The sequence below is a fragment of the Paraburkholderia sp. FW306-02-B genome, from assembly GCF_058782725.1.
The window spans coordinates 4,390,582-4,414,225 of sequence record NZ_JBYSXZ010000001.1 but is presented as its reverse complement, the minus strand read 5'-3'; the positions used below and the strand labels follow the sequence as shown (position 1 = coordinate 4,414,225).

Here is a 23,644-nt window from a genome sequence, read left to right as displayed (position 1 = left end):
CAGGGCCGCTCAACCCGATTGCTTGAATAGAGCCGGGTTTTCCCCCTAGTTTCGGGGCTTTCCAAAGAGGCCCGCTGCTATGCTTTCGCTCAGATCGGTACGGCTTTGGTGCGCCGGTCATCATTCCTGGAGAGAACATGACTTTGCCCGTGAACGCGCTCTCGTCGGCGCTGCAACAGATGCAGTCGATGGCGGCTCAAGCGGCCGGCAGCAACAACTCGGCGGCCGGCGCTCCGGCGGCCGGCCAGTCCGGCGCGGCGACGGCCGGCGGTTTCGCCTCGGCGCTGAAGGCTTCGTTGGACAAGATCAGCGGCGATCAGACCAAGGCGGCCGGCGAGGCGCAGGCGTTCGAGCTCGGCGCGTCGAACGTCTCGCTGAACGACGTGATGGTCGACTCGCAGAAGGCGAACATCGGTTTCCAGTTCGGCCTGCAGGTGCGCAACAAACTGGTAACGGCCTATAACGACATCATGCAAATGTCGGTGTGAGCGCGGCTCGGGCGGCTTGGTCAGGCGGCAAGGCTATTCCGCCCGCCTGCCCGAACGCCTGAGCATCGTGTCGCCGGCGTGGCTCGCCCCATTCGCCCATTAATCCTCCTTACACCAGCCTAAAGCTTTCCCGTTGCCTATCCGATAACCAGGTACAGGCAGAGATCGGCGCGCGGCAACGCGCCCGGATGGGCTACCACGACCAACCGCAATGCAAGACAGGAGGAGCGCCGATGTTTTCCCCAGGACACTCTGGAGCCAATGCGTATGCACGCGTGGGCGTCGAGACAGGGGTGATGGGCGCGAGTCCGCATCGTCTGATCGTGATGTTGTATCAGGGCGCCCGGCAAGCCATCGCGCAGGCGCGCATGCATCTGCAGCAAGGCAATGTGCCGGCTCGCGGAGAGGCGATCGGCAAGGCGATTCAGATCGTCGAAAGCGGGCTGCAGCAGTCGCTCAACCTTGAGGCGGGCGGCGAGATTGCGGAGCGGTTGAACGCGCTATACGGCTATATGTCGCGCCGGCTGCTCGAAGCCAACGTAAAACAAAGCGAGGCGATGCTGGTCGAGGTCGATGGCCTGCTGGCGACGCTCGAAGAGGCCTGGATCGGGATTGCCCCGGAGATCGCGCGGATGGCTGTGCAGCCGGCCGCGGAAAGCATGAGATGACATCGAACACAGAATATTTCGCCCGCTACGAGGCGATTGCAGCGATTTCCCGCCGCATGCTGACGGCTGCGCGATGCGCCCTGTGGAACGATCTGGTACGCCTGCAGGAAGAATACCGGCTTCTGGTCGATGCGTTGCGGGATGCGGAAACCGGTGTCAAGCTGGACGAACCCGAGCGCCAGCGCAAATACGCGCTGATCCGGCAGATCCTCGCGGACGACGCCGCGATCCGCGATCTGGCGAATCCGCGCATGGCCAACCTGTCGGCCCTGTTCGCCGGACGGCAGACGCGCGTGCTCAAGGAACTGTACGGGGCGCGCTGAGTGTGCCCGCGGGCAACACGCTGCGTGAGTCCGCCTGACTGTATTTGAGCGCGTCGCTGCCAATGTGACCAAGGAATCGGTATGAACGGAATCGACGCGGTCGTCACGTCGCTGCTTGCGAACCGGGTCGACAGTCTGCTCAATCTCGCGCCGGGCAGTGCGACGGCCTCGCAGACTGGCGCGGCGGGTGTCGATACCGCGCCTGCCACCGCCACACCCGTCACGACACCCACGCCACCGGCTTCCGCGCAAACCGCGCTGTCCGCCGTCGCGCTGACGCTCAATGCGATCGTGAGCTCGGGCGGCGAGGCGACCCCGGCCGTGCTCGGCCAGACGCCGATCTGGCCGGCCGCGCCGGCGCTCGACGTCGAGACCGGCGCTTTGCCGCTCTTCGATACCGCTGCCACGCCCGCTGCTTCGTCCGCGAATCCGAATACCGCCGGTACCGCGGCCACCGCCAATGTGGCGGCGGCTCAGGTGCCGGTCGCGGCGCTCGCGGCCGCGCTCAAACAGACGGTCGGCGACAGCGGCCTGTTTTACGAATCCCATCTCGCGCAATGGCTGGCCGGCCAGCGCCCGCCCGCCGCCCTGGCCGGCGAGGCGCAAAACAAGCTGGTGGCCGCCGCCACGCAATTGCCGCTCGACTGGGCGAGCGATGCCGAGCCGTCTTCTGCCGCGACTGCCGCGCCGCGTCAGGGTATGGGCGCTCCGGCCAACGGTACGTCTGACGGCAACGCCGCCGCGCGCGCCACGCCGGCGATCCAGACGGCGCAGGCGGCGCGCTTCGTGGCCGGCGAAGTGCTGGCGAACTCTCTTTCCGATCTGAACAGCCAGCCCGCGCACACCTTGCACAACGCCGCGGCGTCTTTGGCCGACGGCACACCGTCACAAAACTCGCCATCGATGGCGGCCGCGGTTCATCCCGCGACGGTTCCTTTAGTGCGTCAGCAACTCGATCTGCTCGCGACCGGGCAGTTTCGCTGGACCGGCGAAGCGTGGCCGGGCGCCAAGCTCGACTGGACCATCGAGCAGGACGGCGACGAATGGGATCGCAGCGGCGGCGGCGCGGCGAGCGAGGACGATCAGCCGTGGCGCACGCGTCTGACGTTGTCGCTGCCGACGCTCGGCACTGTCGATGCGGAATTGACGCTGACCGGCACGCGGCTGGTGGCGCGCGTGCAGGCGAGTCCGGGCGGCGCGGCGCGACTGGCGATGCAGGGCGAGCGCTTTCGTCAGCGGCTGGCGGCGGCGGGCATCGAGTTGAACGGGCTGACGATCCGCGAAATCGGCGGTGGCGCGCCGGCTACCGCGGCGGGTGCTGCTGGCGCTGCGGCCGCCGGGCAGGCGGCGGCTTCGGCGTACGCGCGTTCGGCTTCGGCGGCATCATCGGCATCCGCGGCTGACAAGGGGGCGGGGCGCCGCACGGCCCGCGTTACCCGCCCGGGCGCCGCGCCGCTCGACGATTTCGATTGGGATATGTGATGAGCCGCAAACATCGCCGCAGCGCGGCCGCGCTCGTCTACGACGCAAACGGCGGCGATCCCGCACCGCGCGTGATCGCCAAAGGCTACGGCATGCTGGCCGAGATGATCGTGCAGCGGGCCAAGGAAGCCGGGCTGTACGTGCACGAGGCACCGGAAATGGTGTCGCTCCTGATGCAGGTGGACCTCGATACGCGGATTCCGCCACAGCTTTATCAGGCGGTGGCGGAGTTGCTGGCCTGGTTGCATCGGCTGGAAAGCGGCGCTGAGAATGAGCCGGTGGACAGCGTCGGCGCCGATGCCGGCGAGCAGGACGTGACCGACGTGGTCGCCACCGAGGTCGGCGGCGGAACATCCGCGGACTGAGCGGGCTGATATCGTCGGCTTCACCCGGCGACTGAGCGGGCTATTTCCGTTGACTTCACCCAGGCGGTTCCGGCCGACTTCGTCGCCCGCCGGCGGTCCCCTCAGAACCGCATCATCAGCTTTAGCAGCGCATTCACCCGCTTGCCATACGGCGGCGAGATCAGTCCGCGCGCGTTCAGACGCGCCTGCGTCAGCACCGGCTTCATCTTCGAGAAGGTGACGAAGCCTTCGTAGCCGTGATACGCGCCCATCCCGCTCGCGCCAACCCCGCCGAACGGCAGGCTTTCGCACGCCAGATGCATCAGCGTTTCGTTGATTGCCATGCCGCCCGCGATGGTTTCGTGCGTGACGCGCTCGATGGTGGCGGCGTCGTCGGCGTACAGATAGAGCGCGAGCGGCCGAGGCCGCGTGTTGATCCACGCGATCGCGTCGTCGAGCGTGTCGTACGGGACGATCGGCAGCAGCGGCCCGAAGATTTCCTCCTGCATCAGTGTGCTTTCATCCGGCGCGTTCGTGACGGCGATCAGCGGGAAGCGGCGGCTGGCCGGATCGGGCGAGGCGTCGGTCAGCGCGTGGAGTTGCGCGCCGGCGGCCTGCGCTTCGTCGGCGAGGCGTTCCAGGCGCGCGAAATGGCGCGCCGAGATGATCGACGTGTAATCGCGGTTGTGCGCGAAGTCGGGATACATCTTCGCCATCCGCGCGCGCGCCCGTTCGATGAATGCGTGCTCCTGGCCGCGCGGCACCAGCACGTAATCGGGCGCGATGCAGGTCTGGCCGGCGTTGAGCGTCTTGCCGGCGACGAGGTTGTCGACCGCGTTGTCAAAGCGCGCATGCGTGCCGATGATGGCCGGGGACTTGCCGCCCAGTTCCAGCGTCACCGGCGTCAGATGCTCGGCGGCGGCGCGCATCACTTCGTGGCCGACCTTGGTGGAGCCGGTGAACAGCAGATGGTCGAACGGTTGCGAGCTGAACGCAGCGGCCAGCGCCGCGTCGCCGTTCACCACGGCAACGTGATCGCGCGCGAAGGTCTGGCCGATCAACTGCTCGAACAGCGCCGAGGTGCGCGGCGTCAATTCGGACATTTTGACGATCGCGCGGTTGCCGGCGGTCAACGCGCTGATCAGCGGACCGACGGCCAGCAGCACCGGATAATTCCACGGCACGATGATGCCGACCACGCCGAGCGGCTGCGGCACGACTTTCGCGCGCGCCGGCAGCAGCCATTTGTTGGTGCTGCGGCGCTGCGCTTTCATCCAGCGCTTGCCGTGTTTCAGCGCGGCGTCGATCTCTTCCTTGATCAGCAGGAATTCGGCGAGCAGCACTTCCTGTTTCGCACGGTTGCCGAAATCGGCGTTCATCGCGTCGGCGAGCGCGTCGCGGTTGTCGAGCATCGCCGCGCGCAGCGCTTTCAGATGCACGGCGCGCGCTTCCCACGACGGATACGGCGCGCGCAAATAAGCATGGCGTTGATCGCGGAGCAGCGCTTCGAGCGCGGCGACCTCGGTCAGATCGTTCTTCATGTGTGTCCACTCCCTGATGGATGTCGGTGCGCGTAGGCCGCGCTTATCGGTTTGTTGTGTTCCGGCTTGCTGGTATCAAGCGGCAAACGCCCGCTCGACGATCGCCGCATGGTCAAAGGTGGCGGGCAGCGTGCCGTACACGCGGCCGCTTTCGCCGCAGCCGTCGGCGAGCCGCGTCGCGATGAAGGCGTCGGCGACTTCGGACGGCGCGTGCCTGACGAGCAAGCTTGCTTGAGCAATCAGCACGATTTGCTGCGCGATACGCCGCGCCGATGCTTCCCGATGTTCGGCCGGTCCGTTAAGCGTGGCGGCCAGCTTGGCGAGCGCGGCGCCCAGCGCCGGGTGGCCCTGCGCATCCGCTTGCCAGGTGGCGAACAACGCCTGCGCCGCGTCGGGTTCGCGCTCCATGGCGCGCAGCACGTCGAGGCACATCACGTTGCCCGACCCTTCCCAGATCGAATTCACGGGCGCTTCACGATAAAAACGCGCCATCGGCGCAGTCTCGACGTAGCCATTGCCGCCCCAGACTTCCATCGCCTCGCCGGTGAATTCGAGCGTGCGCTTGCAGACCCAATACTTCGCCGCCGGCGTGACGATGCGCCGCCATGCGCGCTCAGCCGGCGAGGCGTTAGACGAATCGGCCGATGCTTCGAAAGCACGCGCGAGCCGCATGAACAGCACGGTCGCCGCTTCCGACTCCAACGCGAGATCGGCCAGCACGTTGCGCATGAGCGGCTGATCGGCGAGATGCCGCCCAAACGCGCTGCGATGGCGCGCGTGATGGATCGCCTGCACCAGCGCCGCGCGCATCAACGCCGCGCTGCCGATCACGCAATCGAGCCGCGTGTAGTTCGCCATCTCGATGATGGTCGGCACGCCGCGGCCTTCATCGCCGATCAGAATGCCGAACGCGTCGAAGAATTCGACTTCGCTGCTCACGTTCGAACGGTTGCCGAGCTTGTCCTTCAGACGCTGGATCTGCACCGCGTTCTTGCTGCCGTCCGGCGCGAAGCGCGGCACGAAGAAGCACGACAGACCCGCGTGATCGCCGGTGCGGGCGAGCACCAGATGCGCGTCGCATTGCGGCGCGGAGAAAAACCATTTGTGGCCGACGAGGCGATAGTCGGCGCCGCGGCCGCTGCCGCGTGTCGCATAGGCGCGCGTCTGGTTGCTGCGCACGTCGGAGCCGCCTTGCTTCTCGGTCATGCCCATGCCGATCATCGCCGAGCTTTTCTGCGGGAGCGGGACATCGCGCGGATCGTGTTCGCGGGCGTAGAGCTTGTCGCGCAGCGTGTCGAACAGGGCGGGTTCGCGCTGCAACACCGGAATGCTCGCGAAGGTCATCGTCAGCGGGCACAGCGAACCGGATTCGAGTTGCGCGTGCAGGAAGTAACCGGCGCAGCGCGCGACCATCGCGCCGGGCTGCGGATCGGAGAACGGCAGCGCGTGCAGGCCCTCGCGGCGCAACAGCGACAGCAGCGTATGCCACGACGGATGAAACTCCAGCGCGTCGATGCGTTCGCCGCGCGGGCTGTGCGTGAAGAGTTCAGGCGTGTGGCGATTCGCCAGTTCGGCGAGCGCGAGCGTTTCCGGCGTGGTGAGCGCGGCGCCGTCGCGCAGCAGCGCGTCGCGATGCCACGCGGCGCCTTCGCGTTCGAGGGCGGCGGATAAAGCGGCGTCGCTGGAAAACAGGTTGTAGTCCGCCAGCGGCGGAACCTGATTTGTCACGTCGTGGGTGTGGCCGATGCTGAGCCGTTCCATCTGCTGTCTCCGTTCACCGGATGCGCTCCGGCACTGATCGACGGTGTGCTGTTTGATCGCCGCGTGTCGTGCCGCACGCTGACAGGAAGGCGCGCGCGGCGCCGTGTTTGAATGCCGCATCCACCGCCTCGGCGGGCGCACGCGCGTCTTTCATCATAGGGTCGCGGCGCCTCTTTCGTTTAGAGGGATCGCTCTGACCGGAACGCGCCGTGGCGGCGCAACGCTCCCTACAATGCCGATAAAACACACGTAGACAAGTGTGCACGAGACAGGGTCCGCCAGCAACGCGGCCCATCAGGAGGAGCGGATGCAATACGACTACATCATCGTCGGTGCAGGCTCGGGCGGCTGCTCGCTTGCGAGCCGCCTCGCGGATAGCTGTCCCGACGCGACGATCGCGCTGATCGAAGCCGGCCCGCACACGGACCGCAATCTGCTCGTCAATATGCCGGTCGGCGTGGCGGCCATCGTGCCGCACAAATTCAAGACCAACTACGGCTATCTGACGACCCCTCAGCCCGGGCTCGGCGGACGCCAGGGCTATCAGCCGCGCGGCCGCGGTTTCGGCGGCTCGAGCGCGATCAACGCGATGATCTACACGCGCGGCCATCCGCTCGATTACGACGAATGGGCGCAACTCGGCTGCGACGGCTGGTCGTGGGCCGAGGTGCTGCCGTATTTCCGCCGCGCCGAGGGCAACGAGCGCGGCGCCGACGCGTGGCACGGCGCGGACGGTCCGCTGACGGTGTCCGATCTGCGCTATCACAATCCGTTTTCGAAGCGTTTCGTGCAGGCCGCGATCGAAGCAGGCTACCGGCCGAACCGCGACTTCAACGGCGCGGAGCAGGAAGGCGTCGGTTTCTATCAGGTGACGCAGCGCGACGGACGCCGTTGCAGCGCCGCGCGCGCCTATATCTACGACCGTCAGCGGCCGAATCTGCACACCATCGCGGATGCGACCGTGCTGCGCGTGACCTTCGACGGCAAGCGCGCGAGCGGGGTCGAGATCGTGCGCGGCGGGCGCACCGAACAGCTTGAAGCGCGCGCCGAAGTGGTGATGGCAGCGGGCGCGTTCAATTCACCGCAACTGCTGATGTGCTCGGGGATCGGGCCGGCCGCGCATCTGCAATCGCTCGGCATTCCGGTGCTGCACGACGCGCCCGAGGTCGGCCAGAACCTGATCGACCACGTCGACTTCACGATCAACAAACGGGTGTCGTCGATCGAACCGACCGGCTTTTCGGTGCGCGGCATGGCGCGGATGCTGCCGCAATTCGTCACCTTCATGCGGCACGGGCGCGGCATGCTGTCGAGCAACGTCGCGGAAGCAGGCGGTTTTCTGAAGAGCCGACCGACGCTCGAGCGGCCGGATCTGCAACTGCATTTCTGCGCGGCGCTGGTCGACGATCACAACCGCCACATGCACTGGGGTCACGGCTATTCGCTGCACGTGTGCGTGTTGCGGCCGCATAGCCGCGGCACCGTGACGCTGGCGAGCGCCGACGCACGCACGGCGCCGGTGATCGATCCGCGTTTTTTCAGCGATTCGCGCGATCTGGATCTGCTAGTGGAAGGCGCGCAGATGGCGCGCCGCATTCTCGACGCGCCGTCGCTTGCGCTGCACGGCGGCAAGGAGTTGTACACGCGTCCCGGTCAGACGGAGGCGGAACTGCGCCGGACCATCGCCGAGCATGCCGACACGATCTATCACCCGGTGGCCACCTGCCGGATGGGCGGCGACGCGCAATCGGTGGTCGATCCGCAACTGCGGGTGCGAGGCGTGACGGGGCTGCGGATCGTCGATGCATCGGTGATGCCGACGCTGATCGGCGGCAACACCAATTCGCCGACCGTGATGATCGGCGAGCGCGCGGCTGAGCTGATCGTGGCGGCGCGGCGCAGGGTGGAAGGGGTGCCGTCGGCGGCGCCGGCAGGTCTTACGGGCCTGGCGGCGAATGCGGCTTGAACGGGGCGTCGTATGTGCTCGCCAGGCGCCGCATCGAATTCGTCGCGCAGCAGTAGCGGCGAGAGTCTGCCGCATTTGACCCACTAATCAAACATGCCGCCCGGTTCGCGCCGGGCGGCATGTTTTTATCTGGAAATAGGCGCGGTGATACCGGTCATGCCGATGCCCGGCCCCAGCATGAAATCGTCGCCGGCCTGACCCGGCAGCGCCTCGCGCGCAACCTCGAGCCACGCGCGTGCGGCATGCGACAGATAGCCGTTGCGACGCCAGCCGATCGCCATCTCCCACGGAATTTCCGGTTCGACGACCGGCCGGCAGGTGAACTGCGCCGCGTCGAGCCGTCGGCAATACGGCGCCGGCAGCAGCGCAATGCCGACCCCGGCCAGCACCAGCGCCGCCATGAAATCCCAATGCCCGCTGCGCCCGACGATGGTCGGCGCAAAGCCGGCCGTGCGGCACGCGTTCAGAACGACATCATTGAGCGCAAGGCTTTCGCCATAGAACACGAACGGCTCGCTTGCCAACTGGCCGAGCGGCACCTCGTGCAGGTCGTCCCAGCGCGAGCCGGTGCGCGCGACCAGCCAGAGCAATTGCCGCGTCATCGGCAGCACGTCGATATTCTCGGGGTCGACCGGTTGCAGCACGCCGCCCAATTCCAGTTCGCCGTTGATCAGCGCCGCTTCGATCGCGCGCGAACCCTGCTCGAACAGCTTCAGTTCGATTTTCGGGTAGCGCTGGCGGAATGCGGCGATCGCGGGCGTGAAGAGCGAACCGCCCATCGGCGGAATGCCGATCGTCAGCTCGCCGCGGCCGAGCGTGTCGAGATCGTTCAGCTCGGCCTGCAACTGCGCATGCGCGGCCAATACGTCCTGGCCGCGCTGATAGACGATCCGGCCGGCGTCGGTCAGCACCATCTGGCGTCCGTCGCGCAGCAGCAGCGGCGAGCCGATTTCGTCTTCCAGCGACTTGACCATCTTGCTGATGGTCGGCTGCGTGACGAACATCTGCTCGGCGGCGGCGGTGAAGCTCTGTTGACGCACCACTTCGACGAAATAGCGCAGCGCACGTAGTTCCACGATCTCGGGCTCCGAAATTCCAAATTGGAATGGTTTTGATGGTAGTAAGTCATTATATTTATGTTGCGTTGCAACCTATACTGACTTTCATCAAAAGTCACCTAGGGATTGCCATGACGACGCAACTTCTCTCCCGATTCGCCAACGCCGGTCGCGCAAGCGGCGCGATGCGCGTTGCGCGGATCGCCGTGCAGAGCGCCGCGCTTGCCGGTCTCTGGTTGGTCGCCGATTTCGTCGTGCGTCAGCTTCATTTGCCGGTGCCCGGCGGTGTGGTCGGTCTGGTCGTGTTGCTCGCGCTGCTGTTTTGCGGCGGTGTCGCACCGCGTTGGATCAAGGCCGGCGCCGACTGGCTGCTGTCGGACATGCTGCTGTTCTTCATTCCGGCCGCGGTTGCCGCGGTGCAATACGGCGGGCTGTTTCGCGAGGACGGCTGGCGTCTCGCGCTGGTGGTGGTCGCCGGCACGTTGATGGTGATGGTCGCGGTGGCCTTTGCGGTCGACCAGGCCGCACGGCTCGAGCGCCGGCTGGCGCTGCGCCGCGTGATGGTCGCGCGGCATGCGGCGCGCGCCTGATTTTTCCTCGACCTGTCTTCAACCTCTATTCCAGTCTGAGGCCCGCCCATGAACGCGCTCTACTCGTCCCTGTTTGCCGACGATGCGTCGCGTCTGATCGCGGCGGGCTGTTTCGTGCTGACGGTGGCGCTGTATTTCGCGTCCAAGGCGCTGTACGCGCGCTTCAAGTCACCGTGGCTGACGCCGCTGGTCGCCGTGCCGGCGGTGCTCGCGGCGATTGTCGTGCTCGCGCATATTCCGTATCCGGTCTATTTTCAGGACACGCGCTGGTTGATGTGGCTGCTCGGGCCTGCCACGGTCGCCTTCGCCGTGCCTATTTATGAATACCGCGAGTTGCTCAAACGGCACTGGATTTCGCTGACGGTCGGTGTGACGGTGGGCATTGTGGTGGCGGTCGGCGGCTCGCTAATGCTGGCGAAACTGCTGCATCTGTCGCCGGAATTGCAACGCAGTCTGATGACCCGCTCGGTATCGACGCCGTTTGCGCTGGCCGTCTCCGACAGGATTCACGCGCCGAAGGATCTGACCGCGCTGTTCGTGATCGCGACGGGCGTCTGCGGGATGCTGTTCGGCGAACTGGTGCTGGGCCTCGTGCCGCTGCGCACGCGGCTCGCGCGCGGCGCATTGTTCGGCGCGGCGGCGCACGGCGTGGGCACCGCGAAAGCGCGTGAACTCGGCAGCGAGGAAGGCGTGGTCGCCAGTTTGACGATGATGATCGCCGGCGTGGTGATGGTGCTGCTTGCACCGATGCTGGGGCTGTTGCCGATCTGACACGAGGGCGGCTTTCCGTGGGGCGGCCTTCCGGGGGCACAAGCCCCGTTTCTGATGGATGTCGCGGAATCGTTCCGGCTCTCTGGAGCGTTTGTCGAAACCCGCGGGCAGGCACGACGGAGTTGCGCATGGTGAGCGCGCTGCCTGCGCAGTAGGCGGTCCACGAACCGGCGACTGCCAGAAGCCGTACAACCTGCCAGCCGCCGGATGCAGGGACGCCCGGTCGCGAAAATTCACGAACACTTGCGTGCGGGCGCACGGGTTCACAATCAATCCGCGCATTGCACTACATGTCCTTTGATAGGAAACGTGGGTCGAAGCCTGTGTTTTCACCGAATGTGCCGGCTGTCGTCCACCCACCCGTCGGCATCGCCCCAGCGGGCGATCACCTGCTCTGGTGAGTCGGGTGGCCATTGCACCCCCATGCTGACAATGCGGTCGCGGATTTCGACCAGCTTCCTGTAGGTGAGCGAGTCGGGGGCCGAGGCGTTGATGTTGATGTCGTCCGATAGCACGAGCGGAAAGGACACGCCGTTGATATTCCAGGTGTTCGGGTTGGCGCCGTGATCGAGCAGGTAGTCGATCTGGTCCAGGGCATTGTGCATCAACGCCTGGTAAAGCGGCGTGTTGCGCAGGGAATCGCGTTTGTTGACGTCCGCGCCGCGCACGACCAGCAGCTCGAGCGACTCGAAGTTTTCTTCTGTCGTTACCTCGAAAACGATGGGTGTGTCCCCATAAAGTATCGTATTGGGATCAACACCAACATCAAGCAAGGCACGCAAGAAATCGGGTGACGGCGTATTCAGCGCCGCACCCAGCACGCTGGCGAAATCCGGCACACGCTGTTGCGGGTCGGCCCCCGCCCGGACAAGCTCCCCCATGATCGCAAGCTGCGTAGGATCGCGCCCGAGCGCCTCTTGGAGCGCGAAGAACAGGAGCGTCATCTTTTCGCGCCCAGGTGTGTTGAGGTCGGTCCTTGGGGCCAGGGCTCGCACCTGTGCGAGGTCGCCGCGCTCGATCGCCTGGGCCAGTACAAGCTGTGAGCCGGAAAAGAAATCGGTAGCGGGAAATTTTTTCATCGTGCAGCCGGGCGCAGCGGCCAGTAATAGGGTGAGCAACAGAAAGGCGGAGCGGATGAATCGGCCCATGTGTCATGCCTCACCGAATGTGCCGGCTGTCGTCCACCCACCCGTCGGCATCGCCCCAGCGGGCGATCACCTGCTCCGGCGAGTCGGGCGGCCATTGCACCCCCATGCCGACAATGCGGTCGCGGATTTCGACCAGCTTCCTGTAGGTGAGCGAGTCGGGGGCCGAGGCGTTGGTGTTGATGTCGTCCGATAGCACGAGCGGAAAGGACACGCCGTTGATATTCCAGGTGTCCGGGTTGGCACCTTGATCGAGCAGGTAGTCGATCTGGTCCAGGGCGTTGTTCATCAATGCCTCGTAGAGCGGCGTGTTGCGCAATGGGCTCCGTTTGTTGACGTCCGCGCCGCGCGCGACCAGCAGCTTGAGCGACTCGAAGTTTTCTTCTGTTGTCACGTCGAAAATGATCGGACGTCCGTCAAGGGTTATGTTGGGATCCACGCCTGCATCAAGCAAAGCCCGTAAAAATTCCGTCTGCGTAGCTGCCAGGGCGACACCTAGCACGCTGCCGAAATCCGGCACACGCTGTTGCGGGTCGGCCCCCGCCCGGACAAGCTCCTTCATGATTGCCAGTTGCGTCGGATCCCGCCCCACTGCCTTCTGAAACGCGAAGAACAGGAGCGTTATCTTTTCGCGCCCAGGCGTGTTGAGGTCGGTCCCTGGGGCCAGGGCTCGCACCTGGGCAAGGTCGCCATGCTCGACCGCCTGGGCCAGCGCAAGCTGTGAGCCGGAGAAGAAATCGGCAGCGGGAAATTTTTTCATCGTGCAGGCGGGCGCGGCGGCCAGTAATAGGGTGAGCAACAGAAAGGCGGAGCGGATGAATCGGCCCATGTGTCATATCTCTCTGAGCGAGGCGGACCATTTCCGTAAGGTCGACATGTCCTCCTCCTTCTGTTTTTCGATGCCGTCGATGACCTGATCGATGCGGTGCCGGCTGAGCGGCGAGCCTTCGCCCGGCAGCGGATAGGGGGTGCCCATCGCCTCCGGCAGGGCAGTCTGGCGCTGGATCGCGGTCAGGGCCTCGTCCTGGACGTGGTACGCATAAACACGGGCGGGTTGCGGAGTGCCGCCGTAGCGGACCACCGTCTCCGGATGGAGCCCGGCAGCGTTGAAGCTCCAGCAGTCCTTGCCGCTTGTGCTCGAGGCGGCGGAGCATAGTCCGCCCCCGAGCGAGTGGCCGGCCACGTCAACGGGCAAGGTGTCACGCCGCAGTTTCTTGCCGATATTTACCGCTATTCGGTAATACGCTGAATCCAGATTCAGCGCCTGGAAACCATTGTTTGCCCAATCCATCAGGCTGGTCATCTCCGTCCCCTTGAACAGCACCGTCGGCTTCATATCGTTGCCGAAGACGGCGCGCTCCGGCGCATAAAACTGAACACGGAAATCCGTACCTTGACTCGTGAAATCACGCACTTCAAATCCATACCGCTTAAGCACCGCAGCATCCCCGCTCACATTCCTCCACCCCTCGGGCACCGGCTGCGCCGGGTCATAAATGTGCTTTGCGAGCCGCGCCTTCTCCACCGCCACGTTATTGCGCGCGAGCCGCCCGGCCGCCTGCTTCGGACGGGGGGCCGCAGCGCCCCGCCCCCGGGCGATCAGCGCCTTGCGCTCCCGCCAGCGCTGCGCCTTGGTCAGCGCCGCGGGCTTCGGCCCAGCGCCCGGGCCGGCCACCTGCACGCCCGGCAACGGCTCATCGAATTGCGCCCGAAACGGCTCCCCCGACAACGGCGTCGTGCGCGCCATCGCCGGGCGCCGCCGATACACCGCGTCCAGCTGCCACCGCAACGCCCCGCCGATTTGCGATCTTTCCCCCTCGAGATTGACCTGCCAGCGGCCACCGTCCGGCAGCGCGGGATCGTCCACCCAGTCAACCAGCCCATTGCCCATGGTGAAACGTGATGAACGCAGCACGACCCAGCGGCCCCGCTCAATCTCATGGCGTAATGCTTCGAGCTGGTTATGATGAATCAGGCCATGAGCCGGTGCATCACGCCAGCACCGCGCGCCGAGCACGTCGTCCATGAATTCCGCAAGCTGAGAGCCGCTCACGTGATCCGGCTCGTAAGGGATGTTCATGTGGCCCAATCCCGCGCTGGCTTTTGTCTCTATCGCGCCCCACGCGAACAGCGGGTGGAGGACCCGGGGCGCCTGCTCCGGCGTCAACTCCCCCATGCGCAACAATGCTGGAGTCTCGTAGGCATCCGCCAGCAAACCCCGGCGGGCGTGGCCGGAATCGCGGGCGTTCGACCTTTCCCCCCCGCTCATCGGGCACACCGCCGGCAAGACGGGAGGGCGACATGGCGTCGAAACGGCCGGGCTTCAGCGAGCCGGATCGTGAACGGGTGTGTCGTGCGTTGTTTTGCGTTGTTCGGCGTGCGCATCCTCTCTCGTTCTCCTGTGATTGAACACCTCGGGGAACACAGCGTGGCCGAGAGGTTGTCAAGGAGATATAGGAGTAAGCCTAAATGTGATTATTGTTTCAAGATCGCTCAGTGCGATTGCATAAAACGTTACAGATGGTGTCGGAATCGTTGTAAACGCGGCGGAATGCGCATTTGCTGCAGCCTTTAATTCCTGGAAGAGGCGATGCAGGAAGACGTGCTGAGTATCGAAGAGGCGTTTGGCGATTTGCGCGATCCGCGCAGCCGCACGCGCCAGCTCATGATCTGACGGAGATGCTGGTGGTGGCGCTATGTGCGGTCCTGTCGGGCGCCGATAGCTGGGTGGCGATCCAGACAAGGGCCGAAGCGAAGCTGGACTGGCTCCAGGCCTTTATTCATGCCCTCTTCACGCGCAAGCCCTGCCCCCTGCTCCCTGCACCGAACCTGCACCCCGAAGCCATCTCGATTTGCTACAATCGCCGTTCGTCTTCGAGGAGCGTTGCGACGGGTACCGCGAATCAGCATATTCGCCGGCCGCCCGCCAGGCTCGAAGGCTTCAATCGGAGGGGCCGGATGCGCTTTGCGCTTTCCCATCCACCGCATCGAACCGCGCTCACGTCAAATTTCTAGTCAATTTCTTAGAAAGGAGGGCGTGATGAACGCCGCAGTTATCGATTCCCAAGCTTCCCAGGATTTCATCGTTGCCGACATGTCGCTTGCCGACTGGGGCCGCAAGGAACTCAACATCGCCGAGACGGAAATGCCCGGCCTCGTGCAAACGCGTGAAGAGTACAAGGCGCAGCAGCCGCTGAAGGGCGCGCGCATTGCAGGTTCGCTGCACATGACGATCCAGACCGGCGTGCTGATCGAAACGCTGACCGCGCTCGGCGCCGACGTCCGCTGGGCCTCGTGCAACATCTTCTCGACGCAGGACCATGCTGCCGCTGCGATCGCCAAGGCCGGCACGCCGGTGTTTGCATTCAAGGGCGAATCACTCGACGAATACTGGGAATTCTCGCACCGCATTTTCGAATGGCCGAACGGCGAATTCGCCAACATGATCCTCGACGACGGCGGCGACGCCACGTTGCTGCTGATCCTCGGCTCGAAGGCCGAGAAAGACCGCTCGGTGATCTCGAAGCCGACCAATGAAGAAGAGGTCGCACTGTATAAGTCGATCGCGTCGCACCTCGACGCGGATCCGGTCTGGTACTCGACGCGCCTCGCGCACATCAAGGGCGTGACCGAAGAAACCACGACCGGCGTGCACCGTCTGTATCAGATGGAAAAGGAAGGCCGTCTGCCGTTCCCGGCGATCAACGTCAACGACTCGGTCACCAAGTCGAAGTTCGACAACCTGTATGGCTGCCGTGAGTCGCTGGTCGACGGTATCAAGCGCGCGACCGACGTGATGATCGCGGGCAAGATCGCGGTCGTTGCCGGCTACGGCGACGTGGGCAAAGGCTGCGCGCAATCGCTGCGCGGTCTGGGTGCGACGGTATGGGTCACGGAAATCGATCCGATCTGCGCACTGCAAGCGGCCATGGAAGGTTACCGCGTCGTGACGATGGAATACGCGGCCGACAAGGCCGACATCTTCGTGACGGCGACCGGCAACTACCACGTGATCGGCCACGATCACATGAAGGCGATGCGCCACAACGCAATCGTCTGCAACATCGGTCACTTCGATTCGGAAATCGACGTCGCGTCGACCCGTCAGTACCAGTGGGACAACATCAAGCCGCAAGTCGACCACATCATTTTCCCGGACGGCAAGCGCGTGATCCTGCTGGCTGAAGGGCGTCTCGTGAACCTGGGTTGCGCGACGGGCCACCCGTCGTTCGTGATGTCGAACTCGTTCACCAACCAGACGCTCGCGCAGATCGAACTGTTTACGCAAGGCAACAAGTACGAGAACAAGGTGTACGTACTGCCGAAGCATCTCGACGAGAAGGTCGCACGCCTGCATCTGGCGCGCATCGGCGCGAATCTGACGGTGTTGTCCGACGCGCAGGCCGGCTACATCGGCGTCGACAAGAACGGTCCGTTCAAGCCGAACCACTACCGCTATTAAGCACGCGGGCGGTCTGACAGCATGAGCCAGGGTGGCGCACAAGGCGCCGCCTGGCTCAGCATGGCCGCCTCTTTCGTTCAACGGACATCCTGCTTACAAGGAGCTCTACATGACCGTGCTGCTGACCTGGCTGATCAACGCGCTTGCGCTCCTGATCATCACCTACCTCGTACCGTCGATTCATATCCGCAGTTTCGGCACCGCATTGATCGTCGCGGTGGTGCTCGGGTTGATCAATACGATCTTGCGACCGGTGCTGATCCTGTTGACGCTGCCCGTGACGATCCTCACGCTTGGAGTCTTCATTCTGGTGGTCAATGCGCTGTGTTTCTGGCTGTGCGCGTCGCTCCTGAAGGGCTTCGAAGTGTCGGGTTTCTGGTCGGCGTTCTTCGGCTCGATTCTGTACAGCATCGTTTCGTGGCTGCTGTCCGCGCTTGTTTTCGGCAACCGCAATATCGGTTGATCTACTGAACCATGAACCCGATCGAACTTTCATTCGAATTCTTCCCGCCGAAGACGCAGGAAGGTGTCGACAAGCTGCGCGCCACCCGTGCGCAGCTCGTGAAGCTCAAACCCAAGTTCGTATCCGTCACGTTCGGTGCGGGCGGCTCGACGCAACAGGGCACGCTCGATACCGTCGTCGAGATGGCGAAGGAAGGGCTCGAGGCAGCGCCGCACGTGTCGTGCATCGGCTCGTCGAAAGAGAGCCTGCGCGCGATTCTCAACGAGTACCGCGCGCACGGCATCCGCCATATCGTCGCGCTGCGCGGCGATCTGCCGTCCGGCATGGGCGAAGTCGGCGAACTGCGCTACGCGTCGGAGCTGGTGAGCTTTATCCGCGCCGAGTTCGGCGACTGGTTCTGGATCGAGGTGGCCGGCTATCCGGAGTACCACCCGCAGTCGCGCTCGCCGCGTCAAGATCTGGAAAACTTCGCCCGCAAGGTGAAGGCCGGCGCCAATTCGGCGATCACGCAGTATTTCTTCAACGGGGACGCGTATTTCCGTTTCGTCGAGGATGCAAGGAAGCTCGGCGTCGATGTGCCGATCGTGCCGGGCATCATGCCGATCACGAACTTTTCGCAGCTGATGCGTTTCTCGGAGATGTGCGGGGCGGAAGTGCCGCGCTGGGTCGCGCGCCGTCTGGAGAGCTTCGGCGACGACCGTGAGTCGATTCGCGCGTTCGGACTGGATGTGGTGACCGACCTGTGCGGACGCCTGATCGAAGCGAAAGTGCCGGGCCTGCATTTCTACACGCTGAACGGCGCTGCGGCAACCAAGGCGATCTGCGAGCGGCTGGGCGTTTAATACCGCTGACACCGCCGACGTGTTGTACGGAAACCGCACGGCTCATCCGGCCGCGCGGTTTTTTTTCGCCCGGTGAAAACCGTTGCTGCATTGCAACGGTGCGTGCCCTTGAGTATCTTGCTTGCGGCGTGTAAGCCCGCATTGAACCCGATTTTTGTGCTGTCTATGATCAAAGCGCAGCTGACGTGGCTGCTGTGCGGAGAACGTTATGACAGTATCCAAGTTGCTGTTTGCGGTTCGCCATGCCTGTCTTCCAGCCTTGAGCGCGTGTGCCGTTCTGGCTGCCGGCCTTTTGCCCGCCGCGGCCCAGTCGGCCACGCTGCCCGACAAAACCCTCGTGTTCTGCTCAGAGGGCAGCCCGGCGGGTTTCGACACCGCGCAATACACCACCAGCGTCGAGTTCAGCGCCGGCTCGTACACGGTCTATAACCGGCTCGTGGAGTTTGCGCACGGCAGCACCGATATCGAACCGGGCCTCGCTGAGAAATGGGATGTGTCGCAGGACGGGTTGCAATACACCTTTTATCTGCGCCACGGCGTGAAGTTTCAGACCACCTCGTTCTTCAAGCCGACGCGCGAATTCAACGCGGACGACGTCGTCTTCACCTATCAGCGGATGCTCGATCCGGAGCAGCCGTTCCGCAAGGCATACTCGGTGCCGTTTCCGTATTTCACCGACCTCGGCCTCGCGAAGAACATCACCAAGATCGAGAAGCTCGATCCCTACACGGTGCGTTTCACGCTGAAGGAAGTCGACGCGCCGTTTTTGCAGCAGATCGCGATGCCTTTCGCGTCGGTTCTGTCAGCCGAATACGGCGATCAGTTACTGAAAGCGGGTAAAGCGTCCGATATCAACCAATTTCCGGTCGGTACCGGCCCGTTTATTTTCCGCAGCTATACGAAAGACGACACGATTCGTTTCGACGGCAATCCCGATTACTGGAAACCGGGTGTCGTTAAAGTGAGCAAGCTGATATTCGCGATTACCGTCGACCCTGCAGTGCGGCTGCAAAAATTGAAGCGCGGCGAGTGCCAGGTGATGGCGTATCCGCGTCCCGCCGATATTCCCGCAGTCAAAGCCGATGCATCGCTCGCCATGCCGAGCCAAGTCGGTTTCAATCTCGGCTATATCGCTTACAACAACACCAGGAAGCCACTCGACAATGTGATGGTGCGCCGCGCGCTCGATATGTCGATCAATAAGAAAGCGATTATCGACTCGGTGTATCAGGGCGCCGGCCAGGCGGCGACCAATCCCATGCCGCCGACGCAATGGGGCTACGACAAGAATCTGAAGGACGCCCCGTACGACGTCGACAAAGCGAAAGCGCTGCTCAAGCAAGCGGGCTATCCCGACGGCTTCGATTTAACGCTGTGGGCCATGCCGGTTCAACGGCCTTATAACCCGAACGCGCGTCTGATGGCGGAAATGCTGCAAGCCGATTGGGCGAAGATCGGCGTCAAGGTGAAGATCGCCACCTATGAATGGGGTGAATATATTCGCCGTGGCCATTCGGGCGAGCATGAGGCAATGCTTATCGGCTGGACCGGCGATTATGGCGACCCGGATAACTGGTTGGGCGTATTGCTTGGCTGCGATGCAGTGAACGGCAGTAATTTTTCCAAATGGTGCTACAAGCCTTACGACGATTTGATCCGCAAAGGCCGCAGCACGACCGATCTTGCCGAGCGCACCAAGGCTTATACGGAAGCCCAGGAAATCTTCAAAGACCAGGTCCCGTTCACGCCGATCGCCCACTCCACGGTGTATCAGCCCATCAGCAAGCGCGTCACGGGCTTCAAGATCGACCCGTTCGGCCCGACGCAATTCATGAATGTCGGACTGAAATAACGGCAAACTGGCCGTTTTTGCCGAGCCCGCCCTCTAAAGCCGCACGCTCCGGCCAGCGCCGGCGTGCGGCTTTTTGTATGCCCAAATGGTTTCCGATCGTCAACAGAGGGAATTTCCTCCGCTTGTTGGTGTTAGCCAAGCTCAAGTAATATCGCGCTACGCCGGCGGGAGCCGGCTCCGAACCTGGAGGAAACATGAAGCAAAACAACCTGTTGCGCGCCGCGCGTGTTACGACGCTCGTCGCAGCTGCAGCGGCATCGATGCTGGGCGCTACGAGCGCGCATGCCGAGATTCCGAACAAAACACTCGTCTACTGCTCAGAAGGCAGTCCCGCGGGTTTCGATCCAGCCCAATACACGACTGGTGTCGACTTCACGGCTAACACGTTCACCGTCTATAACCGCCTCGTCGAATTCGAACGCGGCGGCACGAAAGTCGAACCGGGCCTCGCAGAAAAATGGGACGTCTCGCCGGACGGCAAGACCTACACGTTCCATTTGCGGCACGGCGTGAAGTTCCAGACCACCTCGTTCTTCAAGCCGACCCGCGAATTCAACGCGGACGACGTCGTGTTCACGTTCCAGCGCATGCTGGATACGAACCAGCCGTTCCGTAAGGCCTACCCGGTGCAGTTCCCGTACTTCACCGACATGGGCCTCGACAAGCTGATTACCAGCGTCGAAAGGGTCGATCCGTACACGGTCAAGTTCACGCTGAAGGAAGTCAACGCGCCGTTCATCCAGAATCTGGCGATGGAATACGCGTCGATTCTGTCGGGTGAATACGCGGACCAGCTGCTGAAGGCCGGCAAGGCCGCCGACATCAACCAGTTCCCGGTCGGCACGGGCCCGTTCATTTTCCGCAGCTATACGAAGGACGCGACGATCCGCTTCGACGGCAATCCGGATTACTGGAAGCCGAACACGGTGAAGATCTCGAAGCTGATCTTCTCGATTACGCCGGACGCCGGCGTGCGCGTGCAGAAGATCAAGCGCGACGAATGCCAGGTGATGAGCTATCCGCGTCCGGCCGACATCGCGCCGCTGAAGGCTGAAGCGAACATCGCGATGCCGTCGCAGCCGGGCTTCAACCTCGGCTACCTCGCGTACAACGTGACGCACAAGCCGGTCGACAAGGTCGAAGTGCGTCAGGCGCTCGATATGGCGATCAACAAGAAGGCGATCATCGAGTCGGTGTATCAGGGCGCGGGCCAGGCCGCGACGAATCCGATGCCGCCGACGCAATGGTCGTACGACAAGAACCTGAAGAACGCATCCTTCGACACGGACAAGGCCAAGGCGCTGCTGGCGAAGGCCGGCTATCCGAACGGCTTCGACATCACACTGTGGGCGATGCCGGTGCAACGCGCGTACAACCCGAACGCCCGTCTGATGGCGGAAATGATCCAGGCCGACTGGGCCAAGATCGGTGTGAAGGCGAAGATCGTCACGTATGAATGGGGCGAGTACATCAAGCGCGCGCACGCAGGCGAAGACGACACGATGCTGATCGGCTGGACCGGCGACAACGGCGATCCGGACAACTGGCTCGGCACGCTGCTCGGCTGCGAAGCGGTGAATGGCAACAACTTCTCGAAGTGGTGCTACAAACCGTTCGACGATCTGATCCAGAAGGGTCGCGTCACGGCCGATCAGGGCGCGCGCACGACCGCTTATATGCAAGCTCAGCAGATCTTCGCGCAACAGCTGCCGTTCTCGTCGATCGCTCACTCGACGGTGTACCAGCCTGTCAGCAAGAAGGTGGTCGACATGCGTATCGAGCCGCTCGGCTACGCGCGTTTCGACGGTGTTAGCGTCAAGTAATTCGTCAGGCTCACGCAGTACGCTTTTCGCACGGTTAGAAAACTGGTCGAAATGGTCCGGCGACCGGGGTCATGAGCCCTCGTCGCCGGTTGCGTTTTTTCTTCATCAAAGACCATAGGGACGAACCATGTTCCGCTTCGTTTTGCGCCGCGTCGGCATGGTGATACCGACTTTCATCGGCATTACCATCCTCGCGTTTGCGCTGATTCACCTGATACCGGGCGATCCCATCGAAGTGATGATGGGCGAGCGCGGTGTCGATCCGGCCATGCATGCTGCCGCGATGCACCGGCTGGGGCTCGATGAGCCGCTGCCGATGCAATACATCCACTACGTCGGCCGCGCCCTTCATGGCGATCTCGGCACCTCGATCATCACCAACACCAGCGTGATGGGCGAATTCCTCGCACGCTTTCCCGCCACCGTCGAACTGTCGATGTGCGCGATGCTGTTCGCGCTGATCGTCGGCTTGCCGGCGGGCGTGTTCGCGGCGCTCAGGCGCGGCACGGTGGTCGATCACGGTGTGATGGGCACGGCCCTGACTGGCTATTCGATGCCGATCTTCTGGTGGGGCTTGATCCTCATCATGATGTTCTCGGTGAAGCTCGGCTGGACGCCGGTGTCGGGCCGCATCGCGGTCGAATACGACATTCCGCACGTGACCGGCTTCATGCTGATCGACGCGATGATGTCCACCGACGAAGGCGCGTTCAAATCCGCGCTGAGCCATCTGATCCTGCCGGCGATCGTGCTCGGCACGATTCCGCTGGCGGTCGTCGCGCGGATGACACGTTCGTCGATGCTCGAAGTGCTGCGCGAAGACTACATTCGCACCGCGCGCGCGAAGGGCTTGTCGCCCGGGCGCGTGATCGTCGTGCATGCGTTGCGTAACGCGCTGATTCCAGTGGTGACCGTGATCGGCTTGCAGGTCGGCACGCTGCTGGCAGGTGCCGTGTTGACCGAGACGCTGTTCTCGTGGCCGGGTATCGGCAAATGGCTGATCGATGCGATCGGCCGGCGCGACTATCCGGTCGTGCAGGGCGGTATCCTGATGATCGCCACGCTGGTGATCGTCGTGAACCTCGTCGTCGATCTGTTGTACGGCGTGCTGAATCCGCGCATTCGCCATACGAGGTGAGCTGAACATGGCAGACATTCAAAATACAGTCCCCCAGGCAGTGACGCCGCCCAGCGGCCGCGCCATCGCCGCCCGCGAATTCTGGGCAAACTTCTCGCGTAACCGTGGCGCTGTCAGCGCCGGCATCGTCGTGCTGGTGCTGATCTTCGTCGCGATCTTCGCGCCGCTGATCGCGCCGCACAGCCCGATCGAACAGTACCGCGACTTCGTGAAGATTCCGCCCGCGTGGCTCGACGGCGGCAACTGGAAGTTCATTCTCGGCACCGACGAAGCGGGCCGCGACATCCTCTCGCGCCTGATGTACGGCGCGCGGCTGTCATTCTGGATCGGCTTCGTCTCGGTGGTGCTCGCGCTGATTCCGGGCATCGTGCTCGGTCTGATCGCGGCGTTCTTCGAGAAGTGGGCCGATACGCCGATCATGCGCATCATGGACGTGCTGCTTGCGTTGCCGTCGCTGTTGCTGGCAGTCGCGGTGGTGGCGATCATCGGTCCGGGTCTCGTCAATACGATGCTGGCGATCGCGATCGTCGCGTTGCCGGGCTATGTGCGTCTCACGCGTGCTTCGGCGCAGGGCGAGTTGCAGAAAGAGTACGTGACGGCTTCGCGCGTCGCGGGCGCCGGCACGCTGCGCTTGATGTTCTCGCAAGTGCTGCCGAACTGCACCGCGCCGTTGATCGTGCAGGCCACGCTGGGCTTTTCGTCGGCGATTCTCGATGCGGCCGCGCTCGGCTTTCTCGGGCTCGGCGTGCAGCCGCCGTCGGCGGAGTGGGGGGCGATGCTGGCCTCGGCGCGCGACTACATCGACAGCGCCTGGTGGATCGTCACGATGCCGGGTCTGTCCATCCTGATCTCGGTGCTCGCGATCAATCTGCTCGGCGACGGGCTGCGCGACGCACTCGATCCCAAACTGAAACGGATGGCCTGAAA

The 23,644-nt window shown here is 63.7% G+C and carries 21 protein-coding genes, 1 pseudogene and 1 riboswitch; of the genes and pseudogenes, 16 read left to right on the top strand and 6 right to left on the bottom strand.

The genetic code is table 11. The features are described 5' to 3' along the window. Window positions 1-137: 137 nt before the first annotated feature. The 5 genes from fliE (at window position 138) to AC3WOG_RS19850 (ending at window position 3,326) form a co-directional block, all read left to right on the top strand. On the top strand, window positions 138-488 hold the full coding sequence (gene fliE, locus AC3WOG_RS19870; protein WP_492579507.1) for a flagellar hook-basal body complex protein FliE: 351 nt from the start codon (window positions 138-140) through the stop codon (window positions 486-488). A gap of 233 nt (window positions 489-721) precedes the next feature. Next, entirely contained in the window at window positions 722-1,156 is a 435-nt protein-coding gene (gene fliS, locus AC3WOG_RS19865; RefSeq protein ID WP_492579506.1) for a flagellar export chaperone FliS, read from the top strand. Next, window positions 1,153-1,479 carry a flagellar protein FliT gene (locus tag AC3WOG_RS19860; RefSeq protein WP_492579505.1) on the top strand — a complete coding sequence of 109 codons (327 nt, stop codon included), beginning with the start codon at window positions 1,153-1,155 and terminating at the stop codon, window positions 1,477-1,479. Before fliS ends, AC3WOG_RS19860 begins: the two co-directional genes overlap by 4 nt. A gap of 81 nt (window positions 1,480-1,560) precedes the next feature. Further along, the gene (gene fliK, locus AC3WOG_RS19855) at window positions 1,561-2,961 is read left to right on the top strand and encodes a flagellar hook-length control protein FliK (protein ID WP_492579504.1); all 1,401 of its coding nucleotides are present in this window, start codon (window positions 1,561-1,563) and stop codon (window positions 2,959-2,961) included. Beyond that, a complete protein-coding gene (locus tag AC3WOG_RS19850) occupies window positions 2,961-3,326 on the top strand; it encodes an EscU/YscU/HrcU family type III secretion system export apparatus switch protein (protein ID WP_492579503.1) in 366 nt (121 codons plus the stop codon). Before fliK ends, AC3WOG_RS19850 begins: the two co-directional genes overlap by 1 nt. A 101-nt stretch (window positions 3,327-3,427) precedes the next feature. Here the strand turns inward: AC3WOG_RS19850 and AC3WOG_RS19845 are convergent, their stop codons facing one another. Together AC3WOG_RS19845 and AC3WOG_RS19840 are read right to left on the bottom strand one after the other, a co-directional pair. Next, on the bottom strand, window positions 3,428-4,846 hold the full coding sequence (locus AC3WOG_RS19845) for a coniferyl aldehyde dehydrogenase (protein WP_492579502.1): 1,419 nt from the start codon (window positions 4,844-4,846) through the stop codon (window positions 3,428-3,430). Window positions 4,847-4,921: 75 nt separating this feature from the next. After that, window positions 4,922-6,607, bottom strand: coding sequence for an isovaleryl-CoA dehydrogenase (locus tag AC3WOG_RS19840; protein WP_492579501.1), 1,686 nt, complete (start codon window positions 6,605-6,607; stop codon window positions 4,922-4,924). A gap of 307 nt (window positions 6,608-6,914) precedes the next feature. Between AC3WOG_RS19840 and AC3WOG_RS19835 the strand changes: the two genes are divergently transcribed. Next, entirely contained in the window at window positions 6,915-8,573 is a 1,659-nt protein-coding gene (locus AC3WOG_RS19835; protein ID WP_492579500.1) for a GMC family oxidoreductase, read from the top strand. A 125-nt stretch (window positions 8,574-8,698) separates the two neighbouring features. Here the strand turns inward: AC3WOG_RS19835 and AC3WOG_RS19830 are convergent, their stop codons facing one another. Further along, window positions 8,699-9,649 carry a LysR family transcriptional regulator gene (locus AC3WOG_RS19830; protein ID WP_492579499.1) on the bottom strand — a complete coding sequence of 317 codons (951 nt, stop codon included), beginning with the start codon at window positions 9,647-9,649 and terminating at the stop codon, window positions 8,699-8,701. Window positions 9,650-9,762: 113 nt separating this feature from the next. Between AC3WOG_RS19830 and AC3WOG_RS19825 the strand changes: the two genes are divergently transcribed. Next, window positions 9,763-10,221 carry a CidA/LrgA family protein gene (locus AC3WOG_RS19825; RefSeq protein ID WP_492579498.1) on the top strand — a complete coding sequence of 153 codons (459 nt, stop codon included), beginning with the start codon at window positions 9,763-9,765 and terminating at the stop codon, window positions 10,219-10,221. Between the two features lie 48 nt (window positions 10,222-10,269). Next, on the top strand, window positions 10,270-10,992 hold the full coding sequence (locus AC3WOG_RS19820) for an LrgB family protein (RefSeq protein WP_492579497.1): 723 nt from the start codon (window positions 10,270-10,272) through the stop codon (window positions 10,990-10,992). Between the two features lie 329 nt (window positions 10,993-11,321). On the opposite strand, the gene AC3WOG_RS19815 is transcribed toward AC3WOG_RS19820, so the two are convergent. From AC3WOG_RS19815 to AC3WOG_RS19805, 3 genes are read right to left on the bottom strand one after another with little or no spacing between them, the layout of a single operon-like run. Further along, window positions 11,322-12,140 (bottom strand): ankyrin repeat domain-containing protein, encoded by an 819-nt coding sequence (locus AC3WOG_RS19815; protein ID WP_492579496.1) that lies wholly within the window; start codon window positions 12,138-12,140, stop codon window positions 11,322-11,324. Window positions 12,141-12,150: 10 nt separating this feature from the next. After that, window positions 12,151-12,966, bottom strand: a complete 816-nt coding sequence (locus AC3WOG_RS19810) for an ankyrin repeat domain-containing protein (RefSeq protein WP_492579495.1) — start codon at window positions 12,964-12,966, stop codon at window positions 12,151-12,153. 3 nt (window positions 12,967-12,969) lie between these two features. After that, window positions 12,970-14,406: a Tle-like phospholipase domain-containing protein gene (locus tag AC3WOG_RS19805; RefSeq protein WP_492579494.1), complete on the bottom strand. Its 1,437-nt coding sequence runs from the start codon at window positions 14,404-14,406 to the stop codon at window positions 12,970-12,972. A gap of 410 nt (window positions 14,407-14,816) precedes the next feature. Here AC3WOG_RS19805 and AC3WOG_RS19800 point away from each other — a divergent pair. The 8 genes and pseudogenes from AC3WOG_RS19800 to AC3WOG_RS19765 form a co-directional block, all read left to right on the top strand. Then, window positions 14,817-14,864, top strand: a pseudogene (locus AC3WOG_RS19800) (hypothetical protein); the annotation flags it as partial. A gap of 143 nt (window positions 14,865-15,007) precedes the next feature. Continuing rightward, a riboswitch (S-adenosyl-L-homocysteine riboswitch) is annotated at window positions 15,008-15,144 on the top strand. Window positions 15,145-15,177: 33 nt separating this feature from the next. Next, a complete protein-coding gene (ahcY, locus tag AC3WOG_RS19795) occupies window positions 15,178-16,599 on the top strand; it encodes an adenosylhomocysteinase (RefSeq protein WP_492579493.1) in 1,422 nt (473 codons plus the stop codon). A 109-nt stretch (window positions 16,600-16,708) separates the two neighbouring features. After that, window positions 16,709-17,062, top strand: a complete 354-nt coding sequence (locus tag AC3WOG_RS19790) for a phage holin family protein (protein ID WP_492579492.1) — start codon at window positions 16,709-16,711, stop codon at window positions 17,060-17,062. Window positions 17,063-17,073: 11 nt separating this feature from the next. Continuing rightward, window positions 17,074-17,904 carry a methylenetetrahydrofolate reductase [NAD(P)H] gene (gene metF / locus AC3WOG_RS19785; RefSeq protein ID WP_492579491.1) on the top strand — a complete coding sequence of 277 codons (831 nt, stop codon included), beginning with the start codon at window positions 17,074-17,076 and terminating at the stop codon, window positions 17,902-17,904. Between the two features lie 208 nt (window positions 17,905-18,112). Next, on the top strand, window positions 18,113-19,756 hold the full coding sequence (locus tag AC3WOG_RS19780; protein WP_492579490.1) for an ABC transporter substrate-binding protein: 1,644 nt from the start codon (window positions 18,113-18,115) through the stop codon (window positions 19,754-19,756). A 194-nt stretch (window positions 19,757-19,950) separates the two neighbouring features. Continuing rightward, entirely contained in the window at window positions 19,951-21,579 is a 1,629-nt protein-coding gene (locus AC3WOG_RS19775) for an ABC transporter substrate-binding protein (protein WP_492579489.1), read from the top strand. Window positions 21,580-21,706: 127 nt separating this feature from the next. Further along, on the top strand, window positions 21,707-22,717 hold the full coding sequence (locus AC3WOG_RS19770) for an ABC transporter permease subunit (RefSeq protein WP_492579488.1): 1,011 nt from the start codon (window positions 21,707-21,709) through the stop codon (window positions 22,715-22,717). Window positions 22,718-22,724: 7 nt separating this feature from the next. Further along, window positions 22,725-23,642, top strand: a complete 918-nt coding sequence (locus tag AC3WOG_RS19765; RefSeq protein WP_341313983.1) for an ABC transporter permease subunit — start codon at window positions 22,725-22,727, stop codon at window positions 23,640-23,642. Window positions 23,643-23,644: the final 2 nt, after the last annotated feature.

Coding starts and splice junctions, on each gene's coding strand:
- fliE (WP_492579507.1), top strand. CDS start 138: ATGACTTTGCCCGTGAACGCGCTCTCGTCGGCGCTGCAACAGATGCAG.
- fliS (WP_492579506.1), top strand. CDS start 722: ATGTTTTCCCCAGGACACTCTGGAGCCAATGCGTATGCACGCGTGGGC.
- AC3WOG_RS19860 (WP_492579505.1), top strand. CDS start 1,153: ATGACATCGAACACAGAATATTTCGCCCGCTACGAGGCGATTGCAGCG.
- fliK (WP_492579504.1), top strand. CDS start 1,561: ATGAACGGAATCGACGCGGTCGTCACGTCGCTGCTTGCGAACCGGGTC.
- AC3WOG_RS19850 (WP_492579503.1), top strand. CDS start 2,961: ATGAGCCGCAAACATCGCCGCAGCGCGGCCGCGCTCGTCTACGACGCA.
- AC3WOG_RS19845 (WP_492579502.1), bottom strand. CDS start 4,846: ATGAAGAACGATCTGACCGAGGTCGCCGCGCTCGAAGCGCTGCTCCGC.
- AC3WOG_RS19840 (WP_492579501.1), bottom strand. CDS start 6,607: ATGGAACGGCTCAGCATCGGCCACACCCACGACGTGACAAATCAGGTT.
- AC3WOG_RS19835 (WP_492579500.1), top strand. CDS start 6,915: ATGCAATACGACTACATCATCGTCGGTGCAGGCTCGGGCGGCTGCTCG.
- AC3WOG_RS19825 (WP_492579498.1), top strand. CDS start 9,763: ATGACGACGCAACTTCTCTCCCGATTCGCCAACGCCGGTCGCGCAAGC.
- AC3WOG_RS19820 (WP_492579497.1), top strand. CDS start 10,270: ATGAACGCGCTCTACTCGTCCCTGTTTGCCGACGATGCGTCGCGTCTG.
- AC3WOG_RS19815 (WP_492579496.1), bottom strand. CDS start 12,140: ATGGGCCGATTCATCCGCTCCGCCTTTCTGTTGCTCACCCTATTACTG.
- AC3WOG_RS19810 (WP_492579495.1), bottom strand. CDS start 12,966: ATGGGCCGATTCATCCGCTCCGCCTTTCTGTTGCTCACCCTATTACTG.
- AC3WOG_RS19805 (WP_492579494.1), bottom strand. CDS start 14,406: ATGAGCGGGGGGGAAAGGTCGAACGCCCGCGATTCCGGCCACGCCCGC.
- ahcY (WP_492579493.1), top strand. CDS start 15,178: ATGAACGCCGCAGTTATCGATTCCCAAGCTTCCCAGGATTTCATCGTT.
- AC3WOG_RS19790 (WP_492579492.1), top strand. CDS start 16,709: ATGACCGTGCTGCTGACCTGGCTGATCAACGCGCTTGCGCTCCTGATC.
- metF (WP_492579491.1), top strand. CDS start 17,074: ATGAACCCGATCGAACTTTCATTCGAATTCTTCCCGCCGAAGACGCAG.
- AC3WOG_RS19780 (WP_492579490.1), top strand. CDS start 18,113: ATGACAGTATCCAAGTTGCTGTTTGCGGTTCGCCATGCCTGTCTTCCA.
- AC3WOG_RS19775 (WP_492579489.1), top strand. CDS start 19,951: ATGAAGCAAAACAACCTGTTGCGCGCCGCGCGTGTTACGACGCTCGTC.
- AC3WOG_RS19770 (WP_492579488.1), top strand. CDS start 21,707: ATGTTCCGCTTCGTTTTGCGCCGCGTCGGCATGGTGATACCGACTTTC.
- AC3WOG_RS19765 (WP_341313983.1), top strand. CDS start 22,725: ATGGCAGACATTCAAAATACAGTCCCCCAGGCAGTGACGCCGCCCAGC.